Raw genomic sequence first — 24754 nt, 5'->3', positions numbered from 1 at the left:
TGGGGGCTTGCAACTCCCCAGAAGTGCGAGCGGACTTGGTCCTCCTTCCTTGACTTGGGGTTGCATCAGGGGCAGGTTGACAACTGCCCAACGACGCAGGTCATGCCTGTGTCGTTCCTTCAACGATGTACTCTATTCCTTTTCGTTGAAGGTTCATAGCACCAATGCGGTCATCGTTTGAGGTGTATCCGCATGTTCGGCAACAAAAGGTGTGTGTACGCTTGTTTCGATTGGCTTTTTCCGTATGCCCGCACTTTGGACATGTCAAAGAGGTGTAATGCGGAGCAACCACCATCACTTTTGACCCATGCAAACGTGCCTTATACTCTAACAGTTGACGGAACTGATAGAAAGCCCACGATACGGTTTCATATCGGTCATGGATACGTACACGTTCTGTTTTTTCACGAATGCCTGTTAAATCTTCTAATACAAAAAGGGTACGTTCTCCATATTGACGAACGAGTGCCTTCGTGACAGCATGGTTCACATCCGTCATCCAACGGTTTTCTCGTTGTCCGATTGTTTTCAACTTCCGACGCGCAGAAGCCGTCCCTTTTTGCTGGAGGGTTTTTCGCATTCGTTTGTACTTGGCACGCATATGCTTGATTTTTCGTCCGTTAAAAAAGATCGTTTTCCCTTGCGAATCATAAGCTGTTGCAAGAAAGTTAACCCCTACATCAACACCGACCACTTGGCGAATGTTGTGTTCATCTACGGTTGGAATTGTTTTGGTCATGGGGATGTGCAAAAAGAATTTGTTATGCTTGTAGACGAGTTTGGCTGTGCCAAACGTCCATGAGCCATCAAAATATTGTTCCATGCCTTTTGGTTCGAATGGCACTTTGATTCGTCCTTCTAGTGTATTGACAGAAAATAACCCTTGAACAATGGAGTAATCTCGATTCCAAACGAGGTCATATTCAGGCTTTTTAAAGCGAACCAATGTCCATTCATGACCATTGCTTTTTAGGGAACGGTATCTAGCGATCACCGTTTTAATCACAGATTGCGCCATTTGCGAACGCAAAGCGTAGTTTGATCGAAGTAGACGATAGGTCATGTCGTGTAACTTGGCTTGTGCAAGCACTTTTGTGTCAAAAATCACAACAGACACAGCGTTGCACGCTTGTCGATAAGCGGAAAGGGTGGCTTTCAATACTTCTGCTTGTTCCGCTGTTGGGTAAATTTTGATTTTGGCTGTTAACGTCATGTCCATTTGTCTCACCTCTCTTTCACTAAATATATTTTTTAGTGATACAAAAACACAAAAAAGCGATTCCTCCCCCACTTACTCCCTTTGGTCGTTGAAGTGGGGGTCTCCTCGCCAAAGACGATGAAAAAGCAGCCCAAAAACGTCCTTTCCTAAGTTGAGAAACGTTCCCCCGACGGCAAAAGACCCCAAATTTCGGCCGCGTATTCCGCTACGGTTCGATCGCTGGCGAAACGGCCGGAATGGGCGATGTTGACGGCGCTCATCCGCCACCAGCGCGCCGGATCGCGGTAAGCGGCCTCAACCCGCTCGTGCGCCTCGGCGTAGGCGGCAAAGTCGCGCAGCACAAAATATTCGTCGTTTTGCGCCAGCAGCGAGTCGTAAATCGGCTCAAAGTAGTCGCCGACATCAGGGAAAAAGCCGTTGATGAGCTGGTCGACAACTTGCTTGATCCGTTTGTCATGATGGTAATACTCATGCGCCCGATAGCCTCCGTGTTCGTAGTAGCGGAGCACTTCATCGGCCGTCAGTCCGAACAAAAACATGTTGTCCTCCCCGACGGCTTCCGCGATTTCGACGTTCGCTCCATCCAGCGTGCCAAGCGTAACGGCGCCGTTCATCATAAACTTCATGTTGCCCGTCCCGGACGCTTCTTTGCTGGCTGTTGAGATTTGCTCGCTCACATCGGCGGCCGGAATGATTTCTTCCGCGAGCGATACGCGGTAATTTTCCAAAAAAATGACCTTCAGTTGCTCGTTCGTCCGTTTATCGTTGTTCACCTGATCCGCCACCGAATGGATGAGCTTGATGATCCGCTTGGCGTAGTAATAGCCTGGCGACGCTTTCGCTCCGAAAATGAACGTGCGCGGGTGGATCGAAACATACGGGTCTTCTTTCAGCCGATTGTATAAATGCATAATGTGCAAAACGTTTAACAACTGCCGTTTATAAGCGTGCAGCCGCTTCACTTGCACGTCAAAAATGGACGATTCGTCAACAAGAATCCCGGTTTTTTCGTAAATGCGGGCGGCGAGCCTCGCCTTCCGCTGCTGTTTGACCGCAGCCAACGCCTGCTGAAACGCCGGATCGGAAGCATAAGACTTCAGCTCAATCAATGCTTCCGGCTCGCGGATCCAGCGCGGACCAATCGTTTCCGTAATCAACGCCGACAGCTCCGGGTTCGCCTTTAACAGCCAGCGACGATGCGTCACCCCGTTCGTTTTGTTGTTGAACTTGTGCGGCGCCCATTCGTAAAACAAGCGCATTTCCCGCTGTTTCAATATGTCCGTATGCAGTTTCGCCACACCGTTGACGCTATGGCTCGCAACAACGGCCAAGTGCGCCATTTTCACCATCTCGTGGGCGACGATGGCCATTTGTTCAATCCGCCTCCAATCGCCGGGATAACGTTCCCACAGCTCGCGGCAAAACCGTTCGTTGATTTCCTCGACGATCATATAAATGCGCGGCAACAGCGGCTGAAACAGACGAATCGGCCATTTCTCCAGCGCTTCCGCCAGCGTCGTATGATTCGTGTACGCGATCGTATGGGTCGTAATGTGCCAAGCCTCTTCCCAGCTCATCCCTTCCTCATCGAGCAAAATGCGCATCAACTCCGGAATCGCAAGCGCGGGGTGCGTGTCGTTGATATGAATGGCGACATATTCATGGAGGCGGCGCAAGCTCCCGTGCTGGCGGCGATGGGCGCGAGTGATGCTGCCGAGGCTGGCGGCGGCGAGAAAATACTGCTGCTTTAACCGCAGCAGTTTGCCTTCATCGTGCGTATCGTCCGGGTACAAAAACTCCGAAATGGCTTCCGTCTCCCGTTTGTACTTCATCACATCTTTATGAAGCGGGAACGTTTTCGCCGGCTCGGCGCTCCAAAGCCTGAGCGTGTTGACCGTGTTCGTCCCGAAGCCGATGACCGGCATATCGTACGGCACAGCCATCACGTTTTCGCTGTCGACATGGCGGAACACAAGGCGGCCGTTTTGTTCCGACACCTCGACCCTTCCCCAGAAGCGAACTTCGACCGCCAGCTCTTCTTTCCGGATTTCCCAAACGTTCCCGTTTCGCAGCCATTGCTCCGGCAGCTCGACTTGATAGCCGTCAACGATTTTTTGATCAAACAGCCCGTGTTTATAGCGAATGCCGTGGCCGTGGCCCGGCAAATTCAATGTGGCGAGCGAGTCAAGAAAACAGGCGGCGAGCCGCCCGAGCCCGCCATTGCCAAGCCCAGCGTCCGCCTCGCTCTCCTCGACGTCTTCGAGGCGGATGCCGAGCTCGCGAAGCCCCTCTTCGACCATCGGGCGGACACCGAGGTTTAACAAGTTGCTTCCGAGCAAACGGCCGAGCAAAAACTCGATCGACAAATAGTACACCTGCTTCCGCCGCTCCGCCCGGCAGCGCTCGTTCGTCGCGATCCAATGGCGGCTGATATGTTCGCGCACCATATGGCCAAGGACATGATAATGATCGCGCGCCGTCGACTCCGCAAACGGTTTGCCGCACAACGCCTCGACCCGCGTCACAAACGCCCGTTGAAACGTTTCTTTATCCGCGAACAAGCGCGTCTTCCCCCTTTTTGTTCAGCTGTTCGTACGCTTTTCGATACTCCCTCGCCGACCGGCGCCAGCTGTAATCGCCGCGCATCGCCCGCTCCATGAGCCGCTCCCAGACAGACGGCTGGCGGTAAAACGACAGCGCCCGGCGGATCGTGTACAACATGTCGTGGGCGTTAAAGTTCGTAAAGCTGAACCCGTTCCCTTCTCCTGTGAATTCATTGTACGATTGCACCGTATCGTTCAGCCCGCCCGTTTCCCGAACGATCGGAATCGTCCCATACCGAAGCGCGATCATTTGGCTCAGCCCGCACGGTTCAAACAACGACGGCATTAAAAACAAGTCCGCGCCCGCATAAATTTGATGGGCGAGCGGTTCGTGAAAGCCGATGTACACCCCGACTTTGTCCGGATAGGCCGCCGCCATTTGCGAGAAAAACTGTTCAAACCGCCAATCCCCCGTTCCAAGCACAACAAGCTGCATCTCTTCCTGCATCAAATCATGAAAGACGCACGTGACTAAATCGAGCCCTTTTTGCGCCGTCATTCGCGTCACCATTGCGACAACGGGTGCATCATCCCGCTCTGGCAGACCAAACCGCCGCTGCAAAGCGCGTTTGTTGAGTTTTTTTCTTTCCCGCGTATGTACGCTATAGGTCGCCGCTAAAAACGGATCGGTTTCCGGGTTATAAAACTCGTCGTCAATGCCGTTTAAAATGCCAAGCAAATCATCCCGCCGCGCCCGCAACAGCCCGTCAAGCCGCTCGCCGTAATAGGCGGTCTGAATCTCTTCTTTGTACGTCGGGCTGACCGTCGTAATCAAATCGGAGGCGACAAGAGCCCCTTTCATAAAGCTGACGCTTCCGTAAAACTCGAGATGGTCGACGGTGAAATACCGTCCGTCCAAATTCAACAAATCCTCTAAAATCCCGCGCGGAAACAGCCCTTGAAACTGCAAGTTGTGAATCGTAAAGATAGTGCGGATATCCGCATAAAACGGATCATGACGGTATTGCTCGCGCAAGAAAAACGGAATCATGCCGGTGTGCCAGTCATGGCAATGAATGATGTCGGGCTGAAACGAAATCGCCGGAAGCGCGTCCAGCACCGCCCGGCAAAAATAGGCGAACCGCTCGCCGTCGTCACCATGGCCGTACAGCTGCGGCCGTTTGAAATAGTATTCGTTGTCGATCAAGTAATAGACGACCCCGTCATGCTCGAGCTTCTCAACGCCGCAATACTGGCGGCGCCACCCGACCGGCACGACGAGCTCCGCCACTTTGCCCATTCGTTCTTTCCACTTTAGAGCAATCGTTTCATACTTTGGCATCATAACACGGACGTCCACGCCGAGCCGGCGCAGCTCTTTCGGCAGCGCGCCGGCGACGTCAGCCAATCCTCCCGATTTGGCAAACGGGGCGCATTCTGATACGGCAAACAGCACGTTCATCGATTCACGACCTCCCCTTGCACCGTTCCTTTGCGAACGACAAACGGCCGCTCCGCTGTCCCTTGCAAAACGACCCCCGGTTCGATTTTCGCGTCTTTGTCGACGATGACGCCATCAAGCACACAACCATCGCCGATTTGGCATTTTTGCATAATGATGCTGTTCTTCACAACGGCTCCTTTGCCGATTTTCACGGAACGAAACAAGACGCTGTTTTCCACCGTTCCTTCAATGACGCAGCCGTTGGCGATCATCGAGCGCTTCACATTCCCTTCCCGCCGGTATTTCGTCGGCGGCTCGTCTTTCACTTTCGTATAAATCGGCCGCGATGGAAGAAAAAGCTGCTCCCAAACACTGCGGTCAAGAAGCTCCATGCTCGCGCGGAAATAGCGGGCGAGCGAATCGATGACGGCCGCATACCCGCTGTATTCATAGTCGCAAATGGACAGCGAATGACAGTTATCGCAGACGACATCGACGATGCTTCGATAGCCGCGGTTTTTATAATTGGCAATGAAATCAAGCAGAAGAGACGTCTCCAACACGTACATCTCCAGCGGCTCGCCGCGATGGCAAATTCGCGTCACATCGCAGCCGCGTTCGATATGGCGCTCGAGGACGGCGTCAAAGTCGATGTTGCACACCGTGTAGCTATTGACGATGACCGCATACTTTTGCCGACTCCGCAAAAAATAGTCGATATGCTGCTCAAAATGGGCAAACGCCCCGACCCGGCGCTCACCGGAAAACAACAAGTCCGGCGATGGGAAGAAAAACAATCCGTCCCGCTTTCGGTTTAAATCCCAATTCTTCCCTGATCCTAAATGGTCCATCAGCGACCGATATTGGTATTTCGGAAAAATCGCGACGCTTTCAATGCCGGAGTTGACCATGCTTGAAAGCACGAAATCAATGAGCCGATACCGCCCGGCAAACGGCACCGCTGCGATTGAGCGTTGCTCGACAAGCGGCGCCATTGCCTCCATATACGTGGTCGCGTCGATGACGCCCAACATCATGTTGTTGTTCATTGTGCTCCATCCTTCCTTGCGGTGTCCTTATTCCGTTGCTTGATCCACTCGGTCGTTACGAGCACGACGTCATCATCAGCATCGCCCGGGCTCACAGTCGAATGCGGCGGGATGACGATCTCCGGAGTGACGATCGCTCGCTCGACATACGCTCCTTCACCAACTGTTGCCCCTGGCATAATGACGGATTCTTTCACAACCGCTCCCTTGCCGATGCAGACGCCTTGAAACAGCACCGAGCGCTCCACCGTTCCTTCCACGACGCATCCCTCATTGATGAGAGAATCGCTCACTTCCGCCTCGGGAGCGATGTATTGCGGCGGCTGGTTCGGGTTGACCGAATAAATGCGCCACGAGCGATCAAACAAGTCAAGTTCATTGTGTTCATCGAGCAAATCCATGTTGGCTTCCCACAAGCTTTTGACGGTGCCGACATCTTTCCAATAGCCTTTGAACGGATAGGCCACGAGCCGCTTGTTCTCCCGAAGCAGCCGCGGAATCACATCTTTGCCGAAGTCGTGCGACGAATGCGGATCGGCGTTGTCGATTTGCAAATACTCCCTCAATAACGGCCAATTGAAAATGTAAATGCCCATCGATGCCAAATTGCTTTTCGGATTGGCCGGCTTTTCGGCAAATTCGACAATTTCCATGTTTTCATTCGTGTTCATAATGCCGAATCGGCTCGCCTCTTCCCACGGCACTTCAATAACGGAAATCGTTGCATCCGCCTGTTTGGCGATATGGTAGTCGAGCATCTGCTGGTAATCCATCTTGTAAATATGATCGCCAGACAGCACGAGAACGTAATCCGGGTCGTATTGTTCAATATAATTCATATTTTGATAAATGGCGTTCGCTGTGCCTTCGTACCATTTGACGCCGGAAGAGGCGGAGTAAGGGGGAAGGACGGTGACGCCCCCGTTTCTTCGATCTAAATCCCATGCGCTTCCGATGCCGATGTACGAGTGCAAAAGAAGCGGCTGATATTGGGTCAACACCCCGACTGTGTCAATGCCCGAGTTCGTGCAATTGCTCAACGTAAAATCAATGATCCGGTACTTCCCCCCAAACGGCACGGCTGGTTTCGCGATGTTTTTCGTCAGCGAGCGAAGCCGGCTTCCTTGCCCGCCGGCCAATAACATGGCGATGCACTTCTTCTTCATTCTGCTTTCTCTCCCCTCGTTTTTGCACTGGCCGCAAAATGGAAATGCCAAACGGCGGAATCGTCATGCGCACATGGTACGGTTTTCCATGAAACGGCTCACTGAAAGCGGGAAGCCGCTTCCCGTTGACATGTCCCGAACCGCCAAACTCCGCTGCATCGCTGTTAAGCACTTCGCGGTACGGCGCCAAAAGCGGCACGCCGACTTTGTAATCGTCATACGCCTGATTTGTGAAATTACAAACAATGACCAGCACATCACCTTCTTTTTTCCCCCGGCGGATGAATGAAAAAATGCTTTGCTCGGCATTATGAACGTCAATCCATTCAAACCCTCTCGGATCATGATCAAGCTCGTAAAACGGCTTATACCGTTTATAGCAGGCGATCAGCTGCTTCACATATTCGTCCATTTTCCGGTGCAATTCAAAATCGAACAGCACCCAGTCCAGCTCCTCGGCAAACTTCCATTCATCAAACTGGGCAAACTCACTGCCCATAAACAGCAGCTTTTTCCCAGGGTGGGCCATCATGTACCCATACAATAGGCGCAGCTGGGCGAACTTCTCTTCGTACGACCCAGGCATTTTATTGAGCAGCGATTTTTTGCCATGCACAACTTCATCATGGGAAAATGGCAAAATGAAATTTTCCGAATACGCATAAAGGAGGGAAAAACTGACTTGGTTATGGGCGTATTTCCGCTCATGCGGCGGCGTTTCCATATACTTCAGCATGTCGTTCATCCAGCCCATGTTCCACTTGTAGTTAAACCCAAGGCCGCCATCGTACGTCGGCGCGGTCACCCGAGGCCAGTCGGTCGAATCTTCAGCGATCATCCAGACGTTCGGGTCATAGGCAAACACCGCCTCATTCAACTGGCGCAAAAACTCGACCGCATACGGATTTTCATAGAGCCGGTCGTTGTTCGGCCAATAAAGCATATTGGCGACCGCATCGACGCGAAACCCGTCCACATGGTAATACTCCAGCCAAAACAACGCATTGGAGATCAGAAAACTGCGCACTTCCGGCTTGCCCAAGTCAAAATTCGCCGTCCCCCAGACGTAATTTTCTCGGTCTTTTTCATTCGCGTATTCATACGTCGGCGCGCCGTCAAACATGTACAGCCCGTGGGCGTCCTTGCAAAAATGCCCCGGCACCCAATCGAGAATGACCCCGATTCCTGCCTGATGGCAGCGGTCGACGAAATACATGAAATCATGCGGCGCACCGTAGCGGCTTGTCACCGAATAATAGCCGGTCCCTTGATACCCCCACGAACGGTCGAGCGGATGCTCGACAAGCGGAAGCAGCTCAATGTGCGTAAATCCGCGCTCCAGCACGTACGGAATGAGTTCGTCGGCCATCTCACGGTACGTATAAAAGCGGCCGTCCGGTTTCTTTTTCCACGAACCGAAATGAAGTTCATAAATGACCATCGGTTGGTCATAAATCCGCTTTCGCCGTTTCTTCCGCTGCCAAGGTGAATCATTCCACTCGTATCCTTTCAAATCGTAGACAATCGAGGCGGTATGAGGGCGCAATTCGGAGTAAAAGGCGTACGGGTCCGCTTTCAACAGAACACGGCCATCCGGTGTGATGATCTCATATTTATAGAGATGCCCTTCCAAGTTTTCTGGAACAACGATCGTCCATACCCCTTCGTCGTTCACCTTCGTCAGGGGGGAATTCGCCCCATTCCAATCGTTGAAACTGCCGACAAGACGGACTTCCCGCGCATGGGGCGCCCACACGCAAAAGCGAGTGCCGACCGCTCCGCCGCCGCGGATGACATGAGCGCCGAACAGCTCATAACTTTGATACAAACGGCCTTCATGAAACAAATACACTTCTAAATCTGTCGGATTCGCCGCAATCAAGCTGGATCGCATCCTTTCCGAAGCAAAATGATGGCCATACACAGCATTGATTCCTATTCGCCAACAGAAGGCTTTATTCCTTGAATGCTTCGTCTATATTTTTAGACAAATTCCAACAACCGCTGTTTCTGGCTGTCGAAATTTCATTTGCACACAGGTGGATTTTTATATTATAATATATACAAATTGATAATTATTATAAATAATGGAGGTGCATTATGGCTCCAACACTGTACGATTTTCACCATCTCCCGCACGTCAAAACGCAAAATGAATCGAAAAAAGCGCTCTGGGTGACGCTTTTGTTGACCATGTTTTTCACCGCCGTCGAAATCATTGGCGGACTGATTTCCAACTCACTCGCCCTCTTGTCCGATTCGGCCCATATGGCATCCGATGTATTGGCGCTTGGCTTAAGCATGGTCGCCCTCTACATGGCGACGCGCCCGCCGAACCGTCGGTTTACGTTCGGCTTTTTGCGGTTTGAAATCATCACATCGTTTTTGAATGGGCTGACGTTGGCCGTCATTGCGCTGTGGATTTTATGGGAAGGCATTCAGCGTTTTCTCCATCCTGAACCGATCAACTTTCGCCTCATGCTCGGGATCGCAGCGATCGGCCTCGTCGTCAACTTGACGTTGACCATCGTCTTAAGCCGGAGCACGAAAGAGGAAGACAACTTGAACGTTCAGAGCGCCCTTTGGCATTTCATCGGCGACTTGATTAGCTCGATCGGCGTCATCGTTTCCGCGCTGCTCATTTACTTCACCGGCTGGACGGTGTTCGACCCGATCATCAGCTTAGTGATCGCCGCCATCATTTTCACAGGCGGGGCGAAAATTATGCGCGAATCGTATCTCATCTTAATGGAAGCCGTGCCAGATGGGTTCGACCTCGAACAAATCCGCGCCGATATTCGAAAGATCGAAGGGGTCGAAGACGTGCACGACATGCACTTATGGGCCATCTCGACCGACCATTACTCGCTGTCGGCTCATGTGTTTGTCAACGAACGCATCCAGCCGCTATGCGTCATCTTGGCGGTGAATGAAATGTTGAAGGAAAAATACGGAATCGAGCACGCCACCATCCAGGTGGAGCACGCCATGCTCCATGACCATGGCCGCTATGGCCGGGCGTTTTTGGAGAAAAAAGCTTTCCATGAATAGGAAATGCCGCCTCTGCTTCTAATGGCATGGGCGGCTTTTTCGTTTGTCCATTTTCCCTTTCAAACAAAAAGGAATCAATACGATCCGCGGCGAACATATAGAGTCATCATGCCGAAGGAAGGGATGCCTCATGGGAATCGGAACGATCTTCTCGTTTTTCGGCGTCGCCGTTTTGCTTACGTTAGCGCCGGGGCCAGACATTTTGTTCGTCATCGCCCAAAGCCTGTCCCAAGGCAAACAGGCGGGCATCGCCACCGCGCTCGGGCTGTGCACCGGCCTGCTTGTCCACATCAGTGCAGCCACGCTTGGCGTCTCGGCTGTCATTTACCAATCCGCCTTGGCGTTTGCCATCGTCAAGTACGCCGGCGCCGCGTATTTGCTGTACTTGGCATGGCAGGCGTTCCGCGAAAAAGACAGCAGTCTCGCCTTTGGGCGGCAGAAGCCAATGGCATACGCCTCGCTGTACAAAAAAGGCATTGTCATGAACGTGCTCAACCCGAAAGTGTCGCTCTTCTTTTTGGCGCTCCTGCCGCAGTTCGTTGATCCGTCAGCGGGCCGCGTGCCGCAACAGATGTTGCTTCTTGGCGCCGTCTTTCTCGCTCAAGCGCTCGCCGTCTTCACCTTGGTGAGCATCGGCGCGGAAAAACTGCGCCATTGGCTCTTGGCCAACACCGCCATCACGAAGCGAATCCATTGGCTCAAAGGCGCCATCTTCGCCCTAATCGGCATTCAAATCGCCTTCAGCGAGCGTTCGTAGCGGTGCGCGGCCAGGAGCGGCCGCTCCTTTCTGCGAGCAGCCCCCAACACCTCTTTTACTCAAAAAAGCGCCGCGCCTCCTAGAGAACTGGTGAAAAACGACCGATTTCGCCGAATCCGTTGCTTTTGGGTGAAAGAGAGGCGTTGATTTTACAGGACTTCTCAATTTGAGAAGAGTCCGTTTTTCGCGACTTTTCACTAATTCACCGGCCTTCTAGAAGACCGGTGAAAAACAACGGATTCGCTCGATTTGCGAGAAGTCGAAAGGGATAAAGTTATGGTGTTGCAAGGTTTTTCAATTTGAGAAACGCTGTTGGGGAGCAACATTTCCCCTTAAATCACAAGTCTTCTAGGAGAAGCAACGGCAGAAATAACAGCACATCGGGACCAAATGACAAAAGATTGGGCATTTCAACCAAAACCAACATGGCGGCCTTTCTCTCGCAGGCCGCCATCCGTTTGTATTGTTCCCGCTGCGGCTTCATGAGCCTGACGCCAAGCGGCAACAACCTCATTCCCTTGTCGCTCACGTTCTCCCTCCTTGTCACTCCGGCCGCCGCACCGAAGCGCAAACCGGCGCAATAGAAAGGAAGGAAATGCTCATCGAGCGATCTCCCCGCACTCATCCGCCGAACCTACTTGACAAAGCGGGCCATCAAAATCAAATCCCAATACGTCCCGTCATCGATTTTTGCAGCTTTTTTCTTCACGCCTTCTTCCACAAATCCAAACTTTTGATACAATCGAATCGCGTTCGTGTTGTCAGCGACGACTTCGAGGCAAACTTTTTCAATCAAAGGATTTTCTTTTGCCCAATCAAGGAGCGCTGCAAGCAACGCCGTGCCGATCCCCTGGTCTCGAAAGCCGTTTTTCACGCTCATGCCGAAAGACCCTTGGTGCTTCGTCCGCTGCTTATTACCGTTATGAAAATCCAAAAACCCGATGATGTCCCCTTCCTGCTCGGCGACAATCGCCAGCTTTCCGGGATCATCAGCCATTTGTTGCAGCCATTGCCTTTGCCGCTCGCTTGTCGTCACCACTTCCGCTTCTGTCGTCAACAAATACGGCGCTTCCGCCGCCACCGCCTTCACAAACGCGACGACACGCTCGGCATCCTCAGGCGATGCCGTCCGTATAACAATCGGTTGGCCGCTTGCCGTCACCAACCGCCTTGGCTGGATGTTTCCCATAGGAAATCCCCCTTGCTTTTTGTTCCCCGGCCCAAAAGTCGTGTACGGTCCCGAACAATTGCGAACAATTGCATGATCATCGTTAATCAAATCATCGATTCCCCAAGGGACCCACATGTTACAACGATTATGCCATATACTTATGAAACATTTCTACTCATAAAAAAATCGACCGAGTCCTCTTTGAAGCATCCCGCTTCAAAGAAAGGCTCGGCCGACAGGTTCCTTCTTATTGCCCTTTCGTCACCGTCGCTGTGGTCGCTTCACTATGGTTTTGCGCTTTGTCTTCTTGTGTCACAATGATCATCAGCTGGCCATTGTTGAATGCAGACAGATCGATCGTCTTCGAAAAATTCCCATTCGAGTCCGCCGACGTCCGTTCAACGAGAGATTTTTGTCCATCCGTAATGATGATTTGCACCGATGCGTTGCTTTCTGCCGTTCCTGCGATCGTATATGCCGCTTGATTTTGATTCGTAACGGCTGGCAGGGCGTTCAATGATGGAGCGGCAACAGCGGTATCCTTCCAAACCGTCGTGGTTGCCTCTGGGCTTACATTGCCCGTTGCACTCGTTTGAACGGCTGTAATGGTAATCAGTCCATCGCTTAACGGGGAAATATCAGCTTCTACACGGTATCTCCCGTTTTCTTCCACCGTACCGACTGTGCTGATTTCATTCGTTCCATCGGACAAAGTGACCTCCACTTCCGCCCCTGGCTCTCCCTTGCCCGTCACCTCATAAGCAGTTGCATCTGCGCTGGCGTTCACATATCCTTTATTCTCAATAGATGGCTTGGCAGGAGAGGTCAACGATTTGATGAGGACGACGCTTGCCATCCGGCTTTCATTTCCCGCCTGATCGATCGTTTTCACACGGATCGTGATCTTCCCGTCCTTCAGAGAAGAAGTATTGATCTCTACTTCATAATTCCCATCTTCATCCACAAGTCCGCTCGCTGAGACGGATTTTTTTCCATCAGCAGCCTCCACCACCACTTTCTCTCCAGGCGTGCCTGTCCCCGTGACTGGATACGCTTCATAGTTGAAAGCGTTAATATATCCTTCATTCAACAGTTCAGGGGCCTCTATGCTCACATCTTTCCGAAGCACTTTCTTCGATTGGCCGCTTTGGTTTCCTGCCGAATCCACGCTAACCGCGGAGACCGTAATCTCTCCTTCCGCCAGTTTTCTCGCATCGATCACCGCTCGGAATCTCCCTTTGCCGTCTGCATGCACCATTTTGGTGATGCGCTGCTTTCCATCGCTCAATGAAACCTTCACAGCGCTATGGGGTTCTGCTGTTCCTTGAACAGCATAAGCGTTCTGCTGCTTGGCATTGATCCATCCTTTATTCGTGATCACCGGAACGGAAGGCGCCTTCGTATCCTTGATAATCTTTTTTTGTACGCGGCTATGCTTCTGTCCCTTGATGATTTGCGTGACAGACACCGTCAATGTCCCATCTCGTAATGTCGATACGTTGACCGGCGCTTCAAACGATCCGCTCTTTTGAACAACAGTGTAATGAGTGACAGATGCTTTTCCATCGGTGATCACAATTTTGATCTTCGCTCCCTTGAGCCCTTTTCCTTTTACGATATACTCTTTCACAGTTGAAGCATTCACCGGCTGTGCACTTTCAATGGCAAGCTTGGCCGGTTTCGCCGCATATGCTTCAGACTCCGCCGCACCCGCTATGACTAAACTGGCTGTTACGAAACTAGAAACCATCCATTTTTTCCAACCCATAACGATCCCCTTTTCATCGATAGATTCGATCATGTTATAATTTTGCTCGTCGAAGCAGAAAGAGAAAGTACGGGGCACCAAGGAATGCCGTCAGGATGCCGACTGGGATTTCGATTGGCGCCGCGATGGTTCTTCCTGCCGTATCCGCGCTGATCATCAAAATCGCTCCTAATAAGGCGCTGACCGGAATGAGCCGCTGATAATCGGCCCTTGTCAACAAACGGGCAAGATGGGGGATGACCAGTCCCACAAATCCAATCGGACCCGATACGGCCACCGCGCTTCCGCACAAGCCGACCGCAATGAGAAAAATCAGGAAACGGGCTGCTTGGACACGCAGTCCCAAACTCGCCGCTACATCATCATGCAGCTGCAAAACATTCATGCGGCGATAACAAAGATAAGCAAATCCGAGTCCGATCACCGACCAGGGAACAATGAGAAAAACATGTTCCCATGTCCGTCCCCATAAACTCCCCGCCAACCAAATGACCGCGGCATCAATCCCTTTGGTCGCAAAAACCAAAATCCCTGTAATGACGGCCTGAAACAAGGCATCAAAAGCAATTCCCGATAGAGCAAACCGGCCCTTATCCATTCCTTTCTTCCAGGCAAACGCATACACGCAAAGGCCGGCGAAGAGAGCCCCGAAAAAGGTGACGAACGGCAGGCCGCTGACAGGAAAATGCGGAATGATCAGCAGCGCCAACACAGCAAAAAAGCTGGCGCCAGCCGTCATGCCAATGACATTCGGAGCAGCAAGCGGGTTTTGCGTCACGGCTTGCAACAGCGCTCCGGATACGGCGAGGTTGGCACCGACAAACAGCCCAACCAATATCCTTGGCAAGCGATATTCCCACACGATTTCCCCATTCAGGGAAGACTTTCGGTTGAAAAATGCCTCCCATACTTGCGAAACAGGGATTTTCACATCCCCGAAACAAGCGCTGAGCGGCACGATGATGACAAGAAGCAATGCCAAACCAGCCACAAGTCCCACATCACGCTTACGCATTCCATTCGCCCTGCTTCCTAATCAAATACAAAAAATATGGGCAACCAATGGCGGCGGTAAACACCCCGACAGGAAGTTCAATCGGCTGCGCCACCAAGCGTGCAAGCAAGTCAGCCGTCAAAAGCAACATTCCTCCGCACAAGGCGCTGACTGGAACGATATACGTATAGTTCACCCCGACCATTTTTCGGACGATGTGCGGAATGATCAAGCCGATAAACCCGATGACCCCGGATACGGACACCGCACTTCCAGCCAAAATAATAATCATGACTGCCATCACAGTTTTGAGAATCCCCACATGAACACCAAGCCCTTTGGCTGTATCATCGCCGAGCTCCAACAGATCCATTTTCGAAGCGATCATGATGGAGAGGAGCAAGCCAGCAAGAGACCATGGAGCGATCAGCGAAACATGGCGCCATGTCAAGCCGTTTAACCCACCGGCCAGCCATGCATATACGGCGGCCGCATCCTGGCCAAGCAAGACCAAAATTCCGACGGTGATCGCATGCAAAAATGCGCTGACCGCCACTCCGGCAAGGGTCAAACGAACCGGGGAAAGGGTGCCTCTCTTCAGAGACAAACTATATACGAGGGCTCCCCCAACCGCCGCCCCCAAAAAGACAAGGGGAGAAAAGAAAAGAAGGGGAAGGCCGGCGAAAAAATATTCGATTAGAACAACCATCGCAGCAGCGCCGGCCGACACTCCCATGATTTTTGGCTCGGCCATTGGATTTTTCGTTAAACATTGCATCATCGCTCCAGCCACAGCCAAACTCGCCCCAATCAAAACCGCTAGAAGGGCGCGGGGAAAACGCAGTTCCCAAACCACCGTTCGTGCTTTGGATCCATCGTCATGCAAAAGGACATCCAGCACTTTTGGAATCGGCACAAAAAACGGACCAGAGACTAAAGAAACGATGATCAACAAAATGATGCCCAACACTAACATCGAACTGATCCATATCGCTCTTTTTCCGTATGTCAAAGATGACATCCTCTCGCTAGCCCCATCCCATCACTGATAACGTTTTAAAATGGATGCCGCTTCTTTTACAATCAATTTTGCCGCCAACGGTCCCCGACTGCGAGACCAAAGATCGCGATTGACTTCCACCACCCGCTTCTTTTTCACCGCTTTTAATTGGGACCAAATCGGGTTGGCTTTCACTTTTTTCAGGTCATTCTTCCCAGGATCCGTATAGGCAAACAGCACGTCTGGATCGATTTCTAAAATTCTTTCTAAACTTACTGTTTTAAAGTCGGAGTATTCATCCCCTTTTTCCTTAAATGCATAATCAGCCTTAAGCGCCGTAAAAATCGATCCGGAGAATGAGTTGTCCTGCCATACATTAATGCCATCTTTATTTACGAAAAAGCCCAATACACGAAGATTTTTATCTTTTAATTTTGCCTGCTGCGATTTCAATTCTTTATAAAACTGATTCACAAACGATTTTGCCTTCGCCTTCCGCCCTAAGATGTCTCCTAATACAAGAAGCTGATTCATGGCTTCTTTGTAGCTGTTCGCACGAAATCCCGCTACTGGCGCAATCTTTTTCAGCTGAGGGATAATCGCTTTATGGAACTCAAATTCATGGTCGATAATGATCAAATCCGGTTTGAGCGCTGCGATTCTCTCTAAACTCGGGGCGCTAAGTGCCCCAACGCTTGGCACCCCTTTTAGTTTATTGCGCAAGTATGTAGGCACCGTTCCAGAATTGGAAATCGTATACCCCACTGGCTTTAAGCCTAACGTGACAACCGCATCTGTCCCCGCCATGCTTAACGTGACAATCCGCTTCGGGGTACCTTTGATCACCAGCTTGCCAAGCTCCGTCTTAAACACCCTTGTCTTGGATGCGGCCTCGACAGGCGCAGCCGGTTGAGCCAACGGCACAAGCAGCACGAACAGCGCCATCAGCATGGCAAGAAGAGAGGTCCATTTTTTCTGCAACACGTTACATATTCCTCCTTCAATCTATATTTAATAATGATAATCCTTATCAATTAAGATGATAATTGATATTGAATATCTTTGTCAATACAATAATAAAAAACATTCCTAAGCAAGCGTTGCTCCCTACCCTGGCATGAAAATCGCTGATCAAAGCGGCGCATTTTCGCAGAAAAAGAAAGTCAGTTTTGCAAGGGTTTCTCTAATTGAGAAAGAATGCGAATCGATAGTCTTTTTTACCCAATCACCCACCCTCTAGAAGGATGGTGAAAAACGAGAACGGCCTGCAAATCGATGGCATTTCATCAGAAAAAAAAGCCGATTCAGCCGCGTTTCTCGAATTGAAAGATAGCAGGAATCAGCCATATTTTGCGCTAAATCACCAGCCCTCTAGAACTTGTCGCCCCTGTTCATCATCATTCTTCAAAAAATCCCTTGTCTCCCCCCATACGATTTATGCTAAAATGGAAGCTGGATGTCCCCAAATCTGCTGCACACATGCCCACGGATGATCGACTCCTTTGGCAACCCCTTCACCAACAAGGTCCAGACAGCGTTAGGAAAGCAACAAAAGCCATGAATAGCTGTTTTGAATCACCGTCAATCCACACTTGGAAAGGATGATCCATATGGAAGCATTGCTTAACCAAATTTTGGATCGACTCGATCAACTCCATTCGAGCGTCGGCGTCTTGACATCCGAGGTCAACGAGATGAAAAATCAACTGAACAAGATCGAAGCGAGAGCGGGCAGCATCGAAGAGAGAGTGAACAGCATCGAGGCGAGAGTAGACAGCATCGAATCAAGAGTAAACAACATTGAAACCAACATGGCCACCAAAGACGAACTCGCCGAGCTCCGATCCAAAGTGGACGACATCGAAGCGAAAATGGCCACGAAAGACGAACTCGCTGAACTTCGCTCCACTGTAAACGGACTCCAGTCCAACGTAAACGAAATTCAAGCAAAGATGGCGACCAAAGAGGAACTGGCTGAACTCCGGTCCAAAGTGAATGAACTCCAATTCAAAGCGAACGAACTTCAATCCAATGTAAACGAAATTCAAGCAAAGATGGCGACCAAAGACGATCTCGTTCCTATTCGACAAGCGGTCATGGAAATCGATCAAATTGTCAAAAGGATCGAGGTCAACCAAGAACGCCACGAGCACATTTTGGCCATCCTCTCCAAACGCTCGATTGAACATGAGGCATCCATCGCCAGCCTGCGGCAAGCGCAATAACTCGACAAGGGAACAAATGGACAAGGGGCGAGCTGTGCAGCGCAACATGGAAAAAACATTCCTTCCAGACACGAACCGCGGGGGCTGTCCGAAAGAAATTCCCCCAAAGCGACTGGATCGCGGCCGGCCAAAGCGACAACGCCCAGCTCTACTTGCCGGACCGTCCGCTTGTCTCGGTGTTGTCTTCGTAATAACTTGTTTTCGGAATCCAACGAATTGTTTGGCGCGTCATCGACAAGCTGTCCCCCTCTCCCCCGTGCTGGGAAGAGGAGGACAGCTTTTGCTTCGCATGCGGCAAAACGCTTTTATTCATCTTTGATCCGAACGTCGAATTCCGTTCGTTCATGGGCGTCTTTTATTTGAATCATCCAAGTGTCCGCTTGTTTGTCATAATGAACAGCCCGAATCACAGGAATCATATGCTCGAGCCGACTCTCTTCTTGTTTCAACGCTTGGCGAATCGCCTCCTCCTCCGATAAGCTGGCGCCATCACGCGGAGAGCTTGGCACAACCAATACTTTGCCCGCCTTCCCTTGGCCTGGATACGATTCAGCAATCCCCCCATCTATCCAAACTTGAACTTTTTGACCAATGTTCACTCGCGCTGGTGCACTAGAAACCAAGATGGCATTATAAAACTCTTTAAGCCCGCCTGTGGAACGAAAATCTTGCGGATCAGAACTGACAACCAAAATGCTCCCCCCTTCTTTTCTCACGACATACCCTTCAATGGCATAGCGGTCAGTTTGCCCGCTACAACCTGCCAACCAAACACTCCACACGGCGGCAATGAAAGCAAGCCATCTTTTCAGCCCAATCTCCTCCTCCCTCTAGAAATGTTGATCTATCAAGGCTTTTCGGCCTCTCAGGGGTGTCCAAAAAATATTTTTCGACAAAATCCCTTACATCCTTTTTCAGTTTTGTGGATATCTTACAGACCTAGGGTGCGCTTCGCGGCCACGGCTGGTTATATTTTCCTGCCGCGGGGGGAAGCATATTCGATGCACCCTTTGGATCTCCGCGTCGCTGATGAGGACGAACCCTCCCATGTCTCCGGGCGTCTTCGCGCCAACATTCCCTCGTTCGGTCTCGTCATCAGGCGGAGGCCGGCCAAGCTCCTTTCGGGACTCAAGGTCGAATGGATGAAATCACGCCAGCTTCTCCGGTGTCATCTCGTTGTCCAACGATTCTTCCGTTCGCAGGGGGGAGGCCTTAGGCCGCCCGTTGCACCTGGGACAAGACGTCCTGTTTCATTCGCTCCGCGTCAAACGCTTGTTTCTTCGTACAAATCGCAAACAGCACATTCAACAGCTTCCGGCACAAGGCGACGATGGACTGCTTTCCGGTCAGCGGATTGACGGATCGGGTCGTATAATACTCATGCAGCTCGCGAAACGCCTCGTTATGCCGAATCAGCGGAATCATCGCCCGAAACAGCACCGAGCGCAACCGTTTCCGTCCCCGTTTGGAGATGTGCTTTTGCCCTTTGCGCTGGCCGGAGGAGTTCTCCTTGAGCGTCAGGCCCGCCAACTTCACCAATTGGCGCGGGTCCCGATAATGGGCGAAGCTGCCGATCTCCGCCAGCAGATCGATGATCGTGGCGTCTCCCAACCCGTCGACCGTTTTCAACCATTGGTACTCCATCGTCGTTTGAACCAATGCCTTCAACTCGGCGTCCAGTGCAGCGATCTCCGCCTCCAATTGGCGGTATCGGCGGACGAGCGCGGCGATCTCAAACCGGGCCATCGCTGTCCCTTCCGTCACCCCAATCGAGTCCTTCGCGGTGTTGATCAACGCCTGAATTTTGGCCTTCTGCGGGCATTTCATCCCTTCGCTTTGCCGGTACACCTCAAGAAGCTCCTCCACCGTCCGGCCGGCCATATCAGCCGGAAGCGGCGTCCACTCCAACACCGAAAGCGCCGTTTTCCCCAAGTCACGAAACACGGTCCAAAACTCTGGAAAATACCGATCCGTCCAGCGGACGATCGCGTTTTTCACCGCCGTCTGTTCCTTGCGGAGCTTCTCTTTGAGCGTGCTCCCCACGCGCAAATCGGCTTCAATCTCGTGCAGCAGCCGGGGAACGAGGAATCGTCCGTCTTTTGCCAGTCTGGCAATGACCAGGGCGTCTTTGGCGTCGTGTTTCGTCGGCAGGTTGTCATCAAGTTCTTTCGACCGGCACACATGCGCCGGGTTGACCATGACCAACGGGATCCCGTGCTCCTCGAGGAAGTAGGCCAGGTTCAACCAGTAGTGCCCGGTCGGCTCCACGGCGACGATCACCTCTGACTTCCCGAACGCTTGCATCGCCCCCTGAATCGCTTTATACAGCTGTTGAAACCCCTCTTTCGACTGGAAGATCGGGAACGATTTGCGAAGCACGCGCCCCCGGTCATCCACGAAGCAGGCGTAGTGGGTTCGTTTCGCGATATCAATACCCACGACAAGCGTTTGTTCGGTTACTTGATCAATTTTATAGTTTTGTGTACAATTCATCTGAAGTCCTCCTTGGTATGGTGAGTGATGTGGTTGACACCCCTGCATCATACCAAGAGGGCTTTTTTTGATCAAGTCCCCGGAAAAGCTCCTAACGGGAATGCTCCTTTGTTACATTAGTCGCATTTACGAAAAAATCGTTTCACTCTTTTATGAAAAGCTCCAGTTTGTCAAATCCATCATGGGTACTGTGTGAGTAAAATATTTGTGGGTGACATTCCGAAATGATCCCCGACGAGGGTTGCGAACTTTTGTTCGCGACGCTCGTCGGGGCCACCAAGCGAAGCGCGGTAGAAAAAGCAAATGTCGTGAAAAAAGGACTCTCTCCCTGCTATGATGGTGATGACCAACATCCATAAAACAGGAGGGAGAGAGTCCATGAAACATCTTACCACAGAATGGCCTTTATTAAAAGAGCTGGAGGAGCAATTAGTAAGAACTCTTCAAAAGGTGTTCGCTGTCTTGTTGGCGGCCCTTTTGGAGGAGATTGATCAACAACTGGCGGAAGCGCGGGACAAGCGGCGGTATCAGCTGAAAGATAAACGGCCGACCACGATCCAAACGCTGTTTGGAGAAGTGACGTTTCGACGGAACTACTACTATGATCGGCAGGCGGGGGCGTATACCTTCTTGCTGGATGCCGAACTGGGCTTTGATGGAGCGCAGTCGATCAGCCCTTGCCTCGAGGAAACGGCGGTCGAGTTGGCCGTAGAGTGCTCTTCCTACCGCAAAGCGGCTCGCACACTCGAGTCGATCGTGGGGTATGCGGTCATGAGCCACGAGGCGATTCGCCAACTGGTGCTGGAGGCCTCTGTCTCGCTGCACCACCCTGTTTCCAAACGGCACGGCCGAGTGCTGTTTGTGGAGGCGGATGGGCTGTTCATTTCCCGCCAGGGGAAAGGGAAACGGGCGAAAGAAGAGAAAATCCTGGCGATTCACGAGGGATGGAAACGAAACGGTTCGCAGCTTGAGCTCGTGAACCGGCGCCACTACCTCCATGAAGGGGAGGGAGACGTGTGGGAACGGTTTGAAGAGTGGCTGATGAACGAATATGCCTATGATCCGTGCCGGGACCTTTTGATCATCAACGGCGACGCGGCGTCGTGGATCACGGCCTGCCGGGAGTATTTTGGGAAGCGGGCGTGCTTTCAGCTGGATCGATTTCATGTGGCGCGGGAGTTGCGTCAGTGTCTGTCCGGCCATTCGCGTTGGCGGGAGGTGCGGAAGAAGCTGGCGAAACAAGACGAAGAGGGGCTTCTCGTGGAGCTGAACAGCGCGGTCGGCACGTTGGAGGACGAAGCGAAAGAGAAGCAGATGGCTGCCATGATCCGCCGGATCGAGTCGATGCCGGGATGCATCCGGGACTATCGGGAGTGGCTGTCGGAGCAAGGGGTGGAGACGACCGGCATGCGTCCGATGGGCCACGCCGAGAGCGTGATGAGCCGGTTTGCGCATCGGGTGAAATCCCGCCGCAGCTGGAAAGACCAAGGGCTTCGGGCGTTTCTGAGGGCGATGGCAGCCCGAATCGACGGGATCGGGTGGAGAAAGGGACGGTGGGAGGAGCAAGAGCCCCAGTCGGCCGTCTCGGCCTCAACAAAGTCCAAGCGGATCGAACAGGCCAAACGGAAGGCCGGACGGTTATGGGCAGATGTGGTGCGTCAGAATCTACCGTGTCTGCAGCGGTCATCCGGGACGCCGATCCATCAAGCGTTGTCGGCGCTCCGGGATGGTGGTTGGGTGTAAAAAAATGGAATATCGTATCATCGCCTCAAGATAAGGGATGAGAGTCCGAAAGCGCTTACGATATTAATTCCTGAAAATGGTTCGCTAACTAGTGATTGACAACGCCCGTAGTGAACCGAAAAAATGTTCTCCACAAAGTCTTGACTGACTCATGGGTACTAAAAAAACATGATGATTGACGAAATCATGGATGATCTAGATGGTAGAAATGCAAAGTTCATGCAAAATTTTTTCGGAACTCCCAGAAAATGAAAAACGACCGCAAATGCGGTCGTATCAAGGGTTTCACGATTTTAGATCGTGGGCTATCGAATTCCAAGGATGCCGATGGTGGGAGTCGAACCCACACGGGGGGCTACCCCACACGATTTTGAGTCGTGCGCGTCTGCCAATTCCGCCACATCGGCGCGACAATCAACATTTTACCAAATTATCTTTCAACTGTCAACACTTTTTTTATTCATTATCATTAGATATGGAGGCGGCACCCGGATTCGAACCGGGGATAAAGGTTTTGCAGACCTCTGCCTTACCACTTGGCTATGCCGCCTTGATCAAGAGCGGAAGACGGGACTCGAACCCGCGACCCCCACCTTGGCAAGGTGGTGTTCTACCGCTGAACTACTTCCGCATCCGTGGCTGGGGTAGCTGGATTCGAACCAACGCATCACGGAGTCAAAGTCCGTTGCCTTACCGCTTGGCTATACCCCAACGTTGTAAGTGAAGGGCGACTAGTGGGAATCGAACCCACGCATGCCAGAGCCACAATCTGGTGCGTTAACCACTTCGCCATAGTCGCCATGATCATGATAGGAATGGCAGGGGCAGTAGGAATCGAACCCACACCGGAGGTTTTGGAGACCTCTGTTCTACCATTAAACTATGCCCCTTTGTTAAAATGGTGGAGGGGGACGGATTCGAACCGCCGAACCCAAAGGGAGCGGATTTACAGTCCGCCGCGTTTAGCCACTTCGCTACCCCTCCAAGGAATGGTGCCGACTGCAGGACTTGAACCCGCAACCTACTGATTACGATTCAGTTGCTCTACCAATTGAGCTAAGTCGGCATAAGATGAATGAAGAAGGTGGCTCATTGTTGAGCTCTGTGCCTCTTCCTCTACCAACTGATTCGAAGAAGCGGAATGCGTCGAGGCAACTCGAAGCGAATTCGATGAAGCAGATGCTCGTCTCTACCAATTCAGCTAAGTCGGCATGCAAACCTATTCTAGTTGTTTCATGGTGGCTCGGGACGGAATCGAACCGCCGACACAAGGATTTTCAGTCCTTTGCTCTACCGACTGAGCTACCGAGCCATATATTATTTTTTTAACTCGCTCGTTGAATTGCTCTGTGCCTCTTCCTCTACCAGCTGATTCAAAGACGCTCGATGCGTCGAGGCAACTCGAAGCGAATTCGATGAAGCGGATGCTCGTCTCTGCCGAATGAGCTACCGAGCCATACCATATTTTTCTTGTTTTTGGAACAATGGCGGTCCCGACGGGACTCGAACCCGCGATCTCCTGCGTGACAGGCAGGCATGTTAACCACTACACTACGGGACCAATTTTGGTTGCGGGGGCAGGATTTGAACCTGCGACCTTCGGGTTATGAGCCCGACGAGCTACCGGACTGCTCCACCCCGCGATGATAAGAAAGTAAGTTGATGTTCACAATGCTTTTGGTGTTGTTGTCCGTTGCCTCTTCCTCTACAAGCTGATTCAAAGATGCTGGATGCGTCGGGACAACTCGCGATGAATGAGAAAGCAAGTCAGCTTTTATATTAAGATGGTGGAGGATGACGGGATCGAACCGCCGACCCCTTGCTTGTAAGGCAAGTGCTCTCCCAGCTGAGCTAATCCTCCACAAAGAAGTGACCCGTACGGGATTCGAACCCGTGTTACCGCCGTGAAAGGGCGGTGTCTTAACCACTTGACCAACGGGCCATGCTGATGGATCATGGCGGAGAGCAAGGGATTCGAACCCTTGAGGCGCTATTCACGCCTACACGATTTCCAATCGTGCTCCTTCGACCACTCGGACAGCTCTCCACGATGGCTCCGCAGGCAGGATTCGAACCTGCGACCAATCGGTTAACAGCCGATTGCTCTACCACTGAGCTACTGCGGAATCAT

General features: G+C 51.8%; 18 protein-coding genes and 15 tRNA genes. 4 read left to right on the top strand and 29 right to left on the bottom strand.

Annotation, left to right across the window (positions count from 1 at the left end; genetic code table 11):
• Positions 1–100 precede the first annotated feature (100 nt).
• The 6 genes from ACVX3G_RS05980 to glgB form a co-directional block, all read right to left on the bottom strand.
• A complete protein-coding gene (locus tag ACVX3G_RS05980) occupies positions 101–1219 on the bottom strand; it encodes an RNA-guided endonuclease InsQ/TnpB family protein (protein ID WP_033012293.1) in 1119 nt (372 codons plus the stop codon).
• Between the two features lie 146 nt (positions 1220–1365).
• Positions 1366–3780 carry a glycogen/starch/alpha-glucan phosphorylase gene (locus tag ACVX3G_RS05975; protein WP_033845317.1) on the bottom strand — a complete coding sequence of 805 codons (2415 nt, stop codon included), beginning with the start codon at positions 3778–3780 and terminating at the stop codon, positions 1366–1368.
• Positions 3767–5224: a glycogen synthase GlgA gene (glgA, locus tag ACVX3G_RS05970; RefSeq protein WP_014196615.1), complete on the bottom strand. Its 1458-nt coding sequence runs from the start codon at positions 5222–5224 to the stop codon at positions 3767–3769. Before glgA ends, ACVX3G_RS05975 begins: the two co-directional genes overlap by 14 nt.
• A complete protein-coding gene (locus ACVX3G_RS05965) occupies positions 5221–6255 on the bottom strand; it encodes a GlgC family sugar phosphate nucleotidyltransferase (RefSeq protein ID WP_014196616.1) in 1035 nt (344 codons plus the stop codon). The genes glgA and ACVX3G_RS05965 overlap by 4 nt, the downstream gene beginning before the upstream one ends.
• On the bottom strand, positions 6252–7421 hold the full coding sequence (locus tag ACVX3G_RS05960; protein ID WP_025038910.1) for a glucose-1-phosphate adenylyltransferase: 1170 nt from the start codon (positions 7419–7421) through the stop codon (positions 6252–6254). The genes ACVX3G_RS05965 and ACVX3G_RS05960 overlap by 4 nt, the downstream gene beginning before the upstream one ends.
• Positions 7303–9315: a 1,4-alpha-glucan branching enzyme gene (glgB, locus tag ACVX3G_RS05955; RefSeq protein ID WP_235046460.1), complete on the bottom strand. Its 2013-nt coding sequence runs from the start codon at positions 9313–9315 to the stop codon at positions 7303–7305. Before glgB ends, ACVX3G_RS05960 begins: the two co-directional genes overlap by 119 nt.
• 206 nt (positions 9316–9521) lie before the next feature.
• Between glgB and ACVX3G_RS05950 the strand changes: the two genes are divergently transcribed.
• Complete coding sequence (locus tag ACVX3G_RS05950) at positions 9522–10472, top strand: cation diffusion facilitator family transporter (protein ID WP_011232353.1); 951 nt, start codon at positions 9522–9524, stop codon at positions 10470–10472.
• 130 nt (positions 10473–10602) lie between these two features.
• A complete protein-coding gene (locus ACVX3G_RS05945; RefSeq protein ID WP_025038908.1) occupies positions 10603–11229 on the top strand; it encodes a LysE family translocator in 627 nt (208 codons plus the stop codon).
• A 337-nt stretch (positions 11230–11566) separates the two neighbouring features.
• Here the strand turns inward: ACVX3G_RS05945 and ACVX3G_RS05940 are convergent, their stop codons facing one another.
• From ACVX3G_RS05940 to ACVX3G_RS05915, 6 genes are all read right to left on the bottom strand, one after another.
• Positions 11567–11758, bottom strand: coding sequence for a hypothetical protein (locus tag ACVX3G_RS05940; protein WP_021322722.1), 192 nt, complete (start codon positions 11756–11758; stop codon positions 11567–11569).
• A gap of 105 nt (positions 11759–11863) precedes the next feature.
• On the bottom strand, positions 11864–12418 hold the full coding sequence (locus ACVX3G_RS05935) for a GNAT family N-acetyltransferase (RefSeq protein ID WP_025038906.1): 555 nt from the start codon (positions 12416–12418) through the stop codon (positions 11864–11866).
• 229 nt (positions 12419–12647) lie between these two features.
• Positions 12648–14168, bottom strand: coding sequence for an Ig-like domain-containing protein (locus ACVX3G_RS05930; RefSeq protein WP_014196620.1), 1521 nt, complete (start codon positions 14166–14168; stop codon positions 12648–12650).
• A 34-nt stretch (positions 14169–14202) separates the two neighbouring features.
• Positions 14203–15183, bottom strand: coding sequence for a FecCD family ABC transporter permease (locus ACVX3G_RS05925; RefSeq protein ID WP_025038904.1), 981 nt, complete (start codon positions 15181–15183; stop codon positions 14203–14205).
• Positions 15176–16183, bottom strand: a complete 1008-nt coding sequence (locus ACVX3G_RS05920) for a FecCD family ABC transporter permease (protein WP_014196622.1) — start codon at positions 16181–16183, stop codon at positions 15176–15178. Before ACVX3G_RS05920 ends, ACVX3G_RS05925 begins: the two co-directional genes overlap by 8 nt.
• A 21-nt stretch (positions 16184–16204) precedes the next feature.
• On the bottom strand, positions 16205–17146 hold the full coding sequence (locus ACVX3G_RS05915; RefSeq protein ID WP_011232373.1) for an ABC transporter substrate-binding protein: 942 nt from the start codon (positions 17144–17146) through the stop codon (positions 16205–16207).
• Positions 17147–17772: 626 nt separating this feature from the next.
• Here ACVX3G_RS05915 and ACVX3G_RS05910 point away from each other — a divergent pair.
• The gene (locus ACVX3G_RS05910; protein ID WP_014196623.1) at positions 17773–18387 is read left to right on the top strand and encodes a hypothetical protein; all 615 of its coding nucleotides are present in this window, start codon (positions 17773–17775) and stop codon (positions 18385–18387) included.
• A gap of 305 nt (positions 18388–18692) precedes the next feature.
• Here the strand turns inward: ACVX3G_RS05910 and ACVX3G_RS05905 are convergent, their stop codons facing one another.
• Together ACVX3G_RS05905 and ACVX3G_RS05900 are read right to left on the bottom strand one after the other, a co-directional pair.
• Positions 18693–19154 (bottom strand): YobA family protein, encoded by a 462-nt coding sequence (locus tag ACVX3G_RS05905; RefSeq protein WP_014196625.1) that lies wholly within the window; start codon positions 19152–19154, stop codon positions 18693–18695.
• 445 nt (positions 19155–19599) lie between these two features.
• Positions 19600–20880, bottom strand: coding sequence for an IS110 family RNA-guided transposase (locus tag ACVX3G_RS05900; protein WP_012749092.1), 1281 nt, complete (start codon positions 20878–20880; stop codon positions 19600–19602).
• A 378-nt stretch (positions 20881–21258) separates the two neighbouring features.
• Between ACVX3G_RS05900 and ACVX3G_RS05895 the strand changes: the two genes are divergently transcribed.
• The gene (locus tag ACVX3G_RS05895; protein WP_307894859.1) at positions 21259–22623 is read left to right on the top strand and encodes an ISLre2 family transposase; all 1365 of its coding nucleotides are present in this window, start codon (positions 21259–21261) and stop codon (positions 22621–22623) included.
• A gap of 322 nt (positions 22624–22945) precedes the next feature.
• Here the strand turns inward: ACVX3G_RS05895 and ACVX3G_RS05890 are convergent.
• The 15 genes from ACVX3G_RS05890 to ACVX3G_RS05820 all read right to left on the bottom strand — a co-directional run bounded on the left by ACVX3G_RS05890 (position 22946) and on the right by ACVX3G_RS05820 (position 24749).
• Positions 22946–23030 (bottom strand) — tRNA-Leu (locus ACVX3G_RS05890).
• A 69-nt stretch (positions 23031–23099) separates the two neighbouring features.
• Positions 23100–23173 (bottom strand) — tRNA-Cys (locus tag ACVX3G_RS05885).
• Positions 23174–23182: 9 nt separating this feature from the next.
• Positions 23183–23254, bottom strand: a tRNA-Gly gene (locus ACVX3G_RS05880).
• A 5-nt stretch (positions 23255–23259) separates the two neighbouring features.
• A tRNA-Gln gene (locus tag ACVX3G_RS05875) sits at positions 23260–23334 on the bottom strand.
• 15 nt (positions 23335–23349) lie between these two features.
• Positions 23350–23422: transfer RNA gene (locus ACVX3G_RS05870), tRNA-His, on the bottom strand.
• Between the two features lie 17 nt (positions 23423–23439).
• Positions 23440–23513 (bottom strand) — tRNA-Trp (locus tag ACVX3G_RS05865).
• Positions 23514–23522: 9 nt separating this feature from the next.
• A tRNA-Tyr gene (locus tag ACVX3G_RS05860) sits at positions 23523–23607 on the bottom strand.
• Between the two features lie 6 nt (positions 23608–23613).
• A tRNA-Thr gene (locus tag ACVX3G_RS05855) sits at positions 23614–23689 on the bottom strand.
• A 170-nt stretch (positions 23690–23859) separates the two neighbouring features.
• A tRNA-Phe gene (locus tag ACVX3G_RS05850) sits at positions 23860–23935 on the bottom strand.
• 173 nt (positions 23936–24108) lie between these two features.
• Positions 24109–24184, bottom strand: a tRNA-Asp gene (locus ACVX3G_RS05845).
• A gap of 5 nt (positions 24185–24189) precedes the next feature.
• Positions 24190–24266 (bottom strand) — tRNA-Met (locus ACVX3G_RS05840).
• A gap of 142 nt (positions 24267–24408) precedes the next feature.
• Positions 24409–24484 (bottom strand) — tRNA-Val (locus ACVX3G_RS05835).
• A 9-nt stretch (positions 24485–24493) separates the two neighbouring features.
• Positions 24494–24565 (bottom strand) — tRNA-Glu (locus ACVX3G_RS05830).
• Positions 24566–24579: 14 nt separating this feature from the next.
• Positions 24580–24670 (bottom strand) — tRNA-Ser (locus ACVX3G_RS05825).
• 4 nt (positions 24671–24674) lie between these two features.
• A tRNA-Asn gene (locus ACVX3G_RS05820) sits at positions 24675–24749 on the bottom strand.
• Positions 24750–24754: the final 5 nt, after the last annotated feature.

The organism is Geobacillus sp. PLS 41 (genome assembly GCF_056494105.1).
Note: the sequence above shows the minus strand (reverse complement) of the source record. Positions and strands in the feature narration are given on the sequence as shown.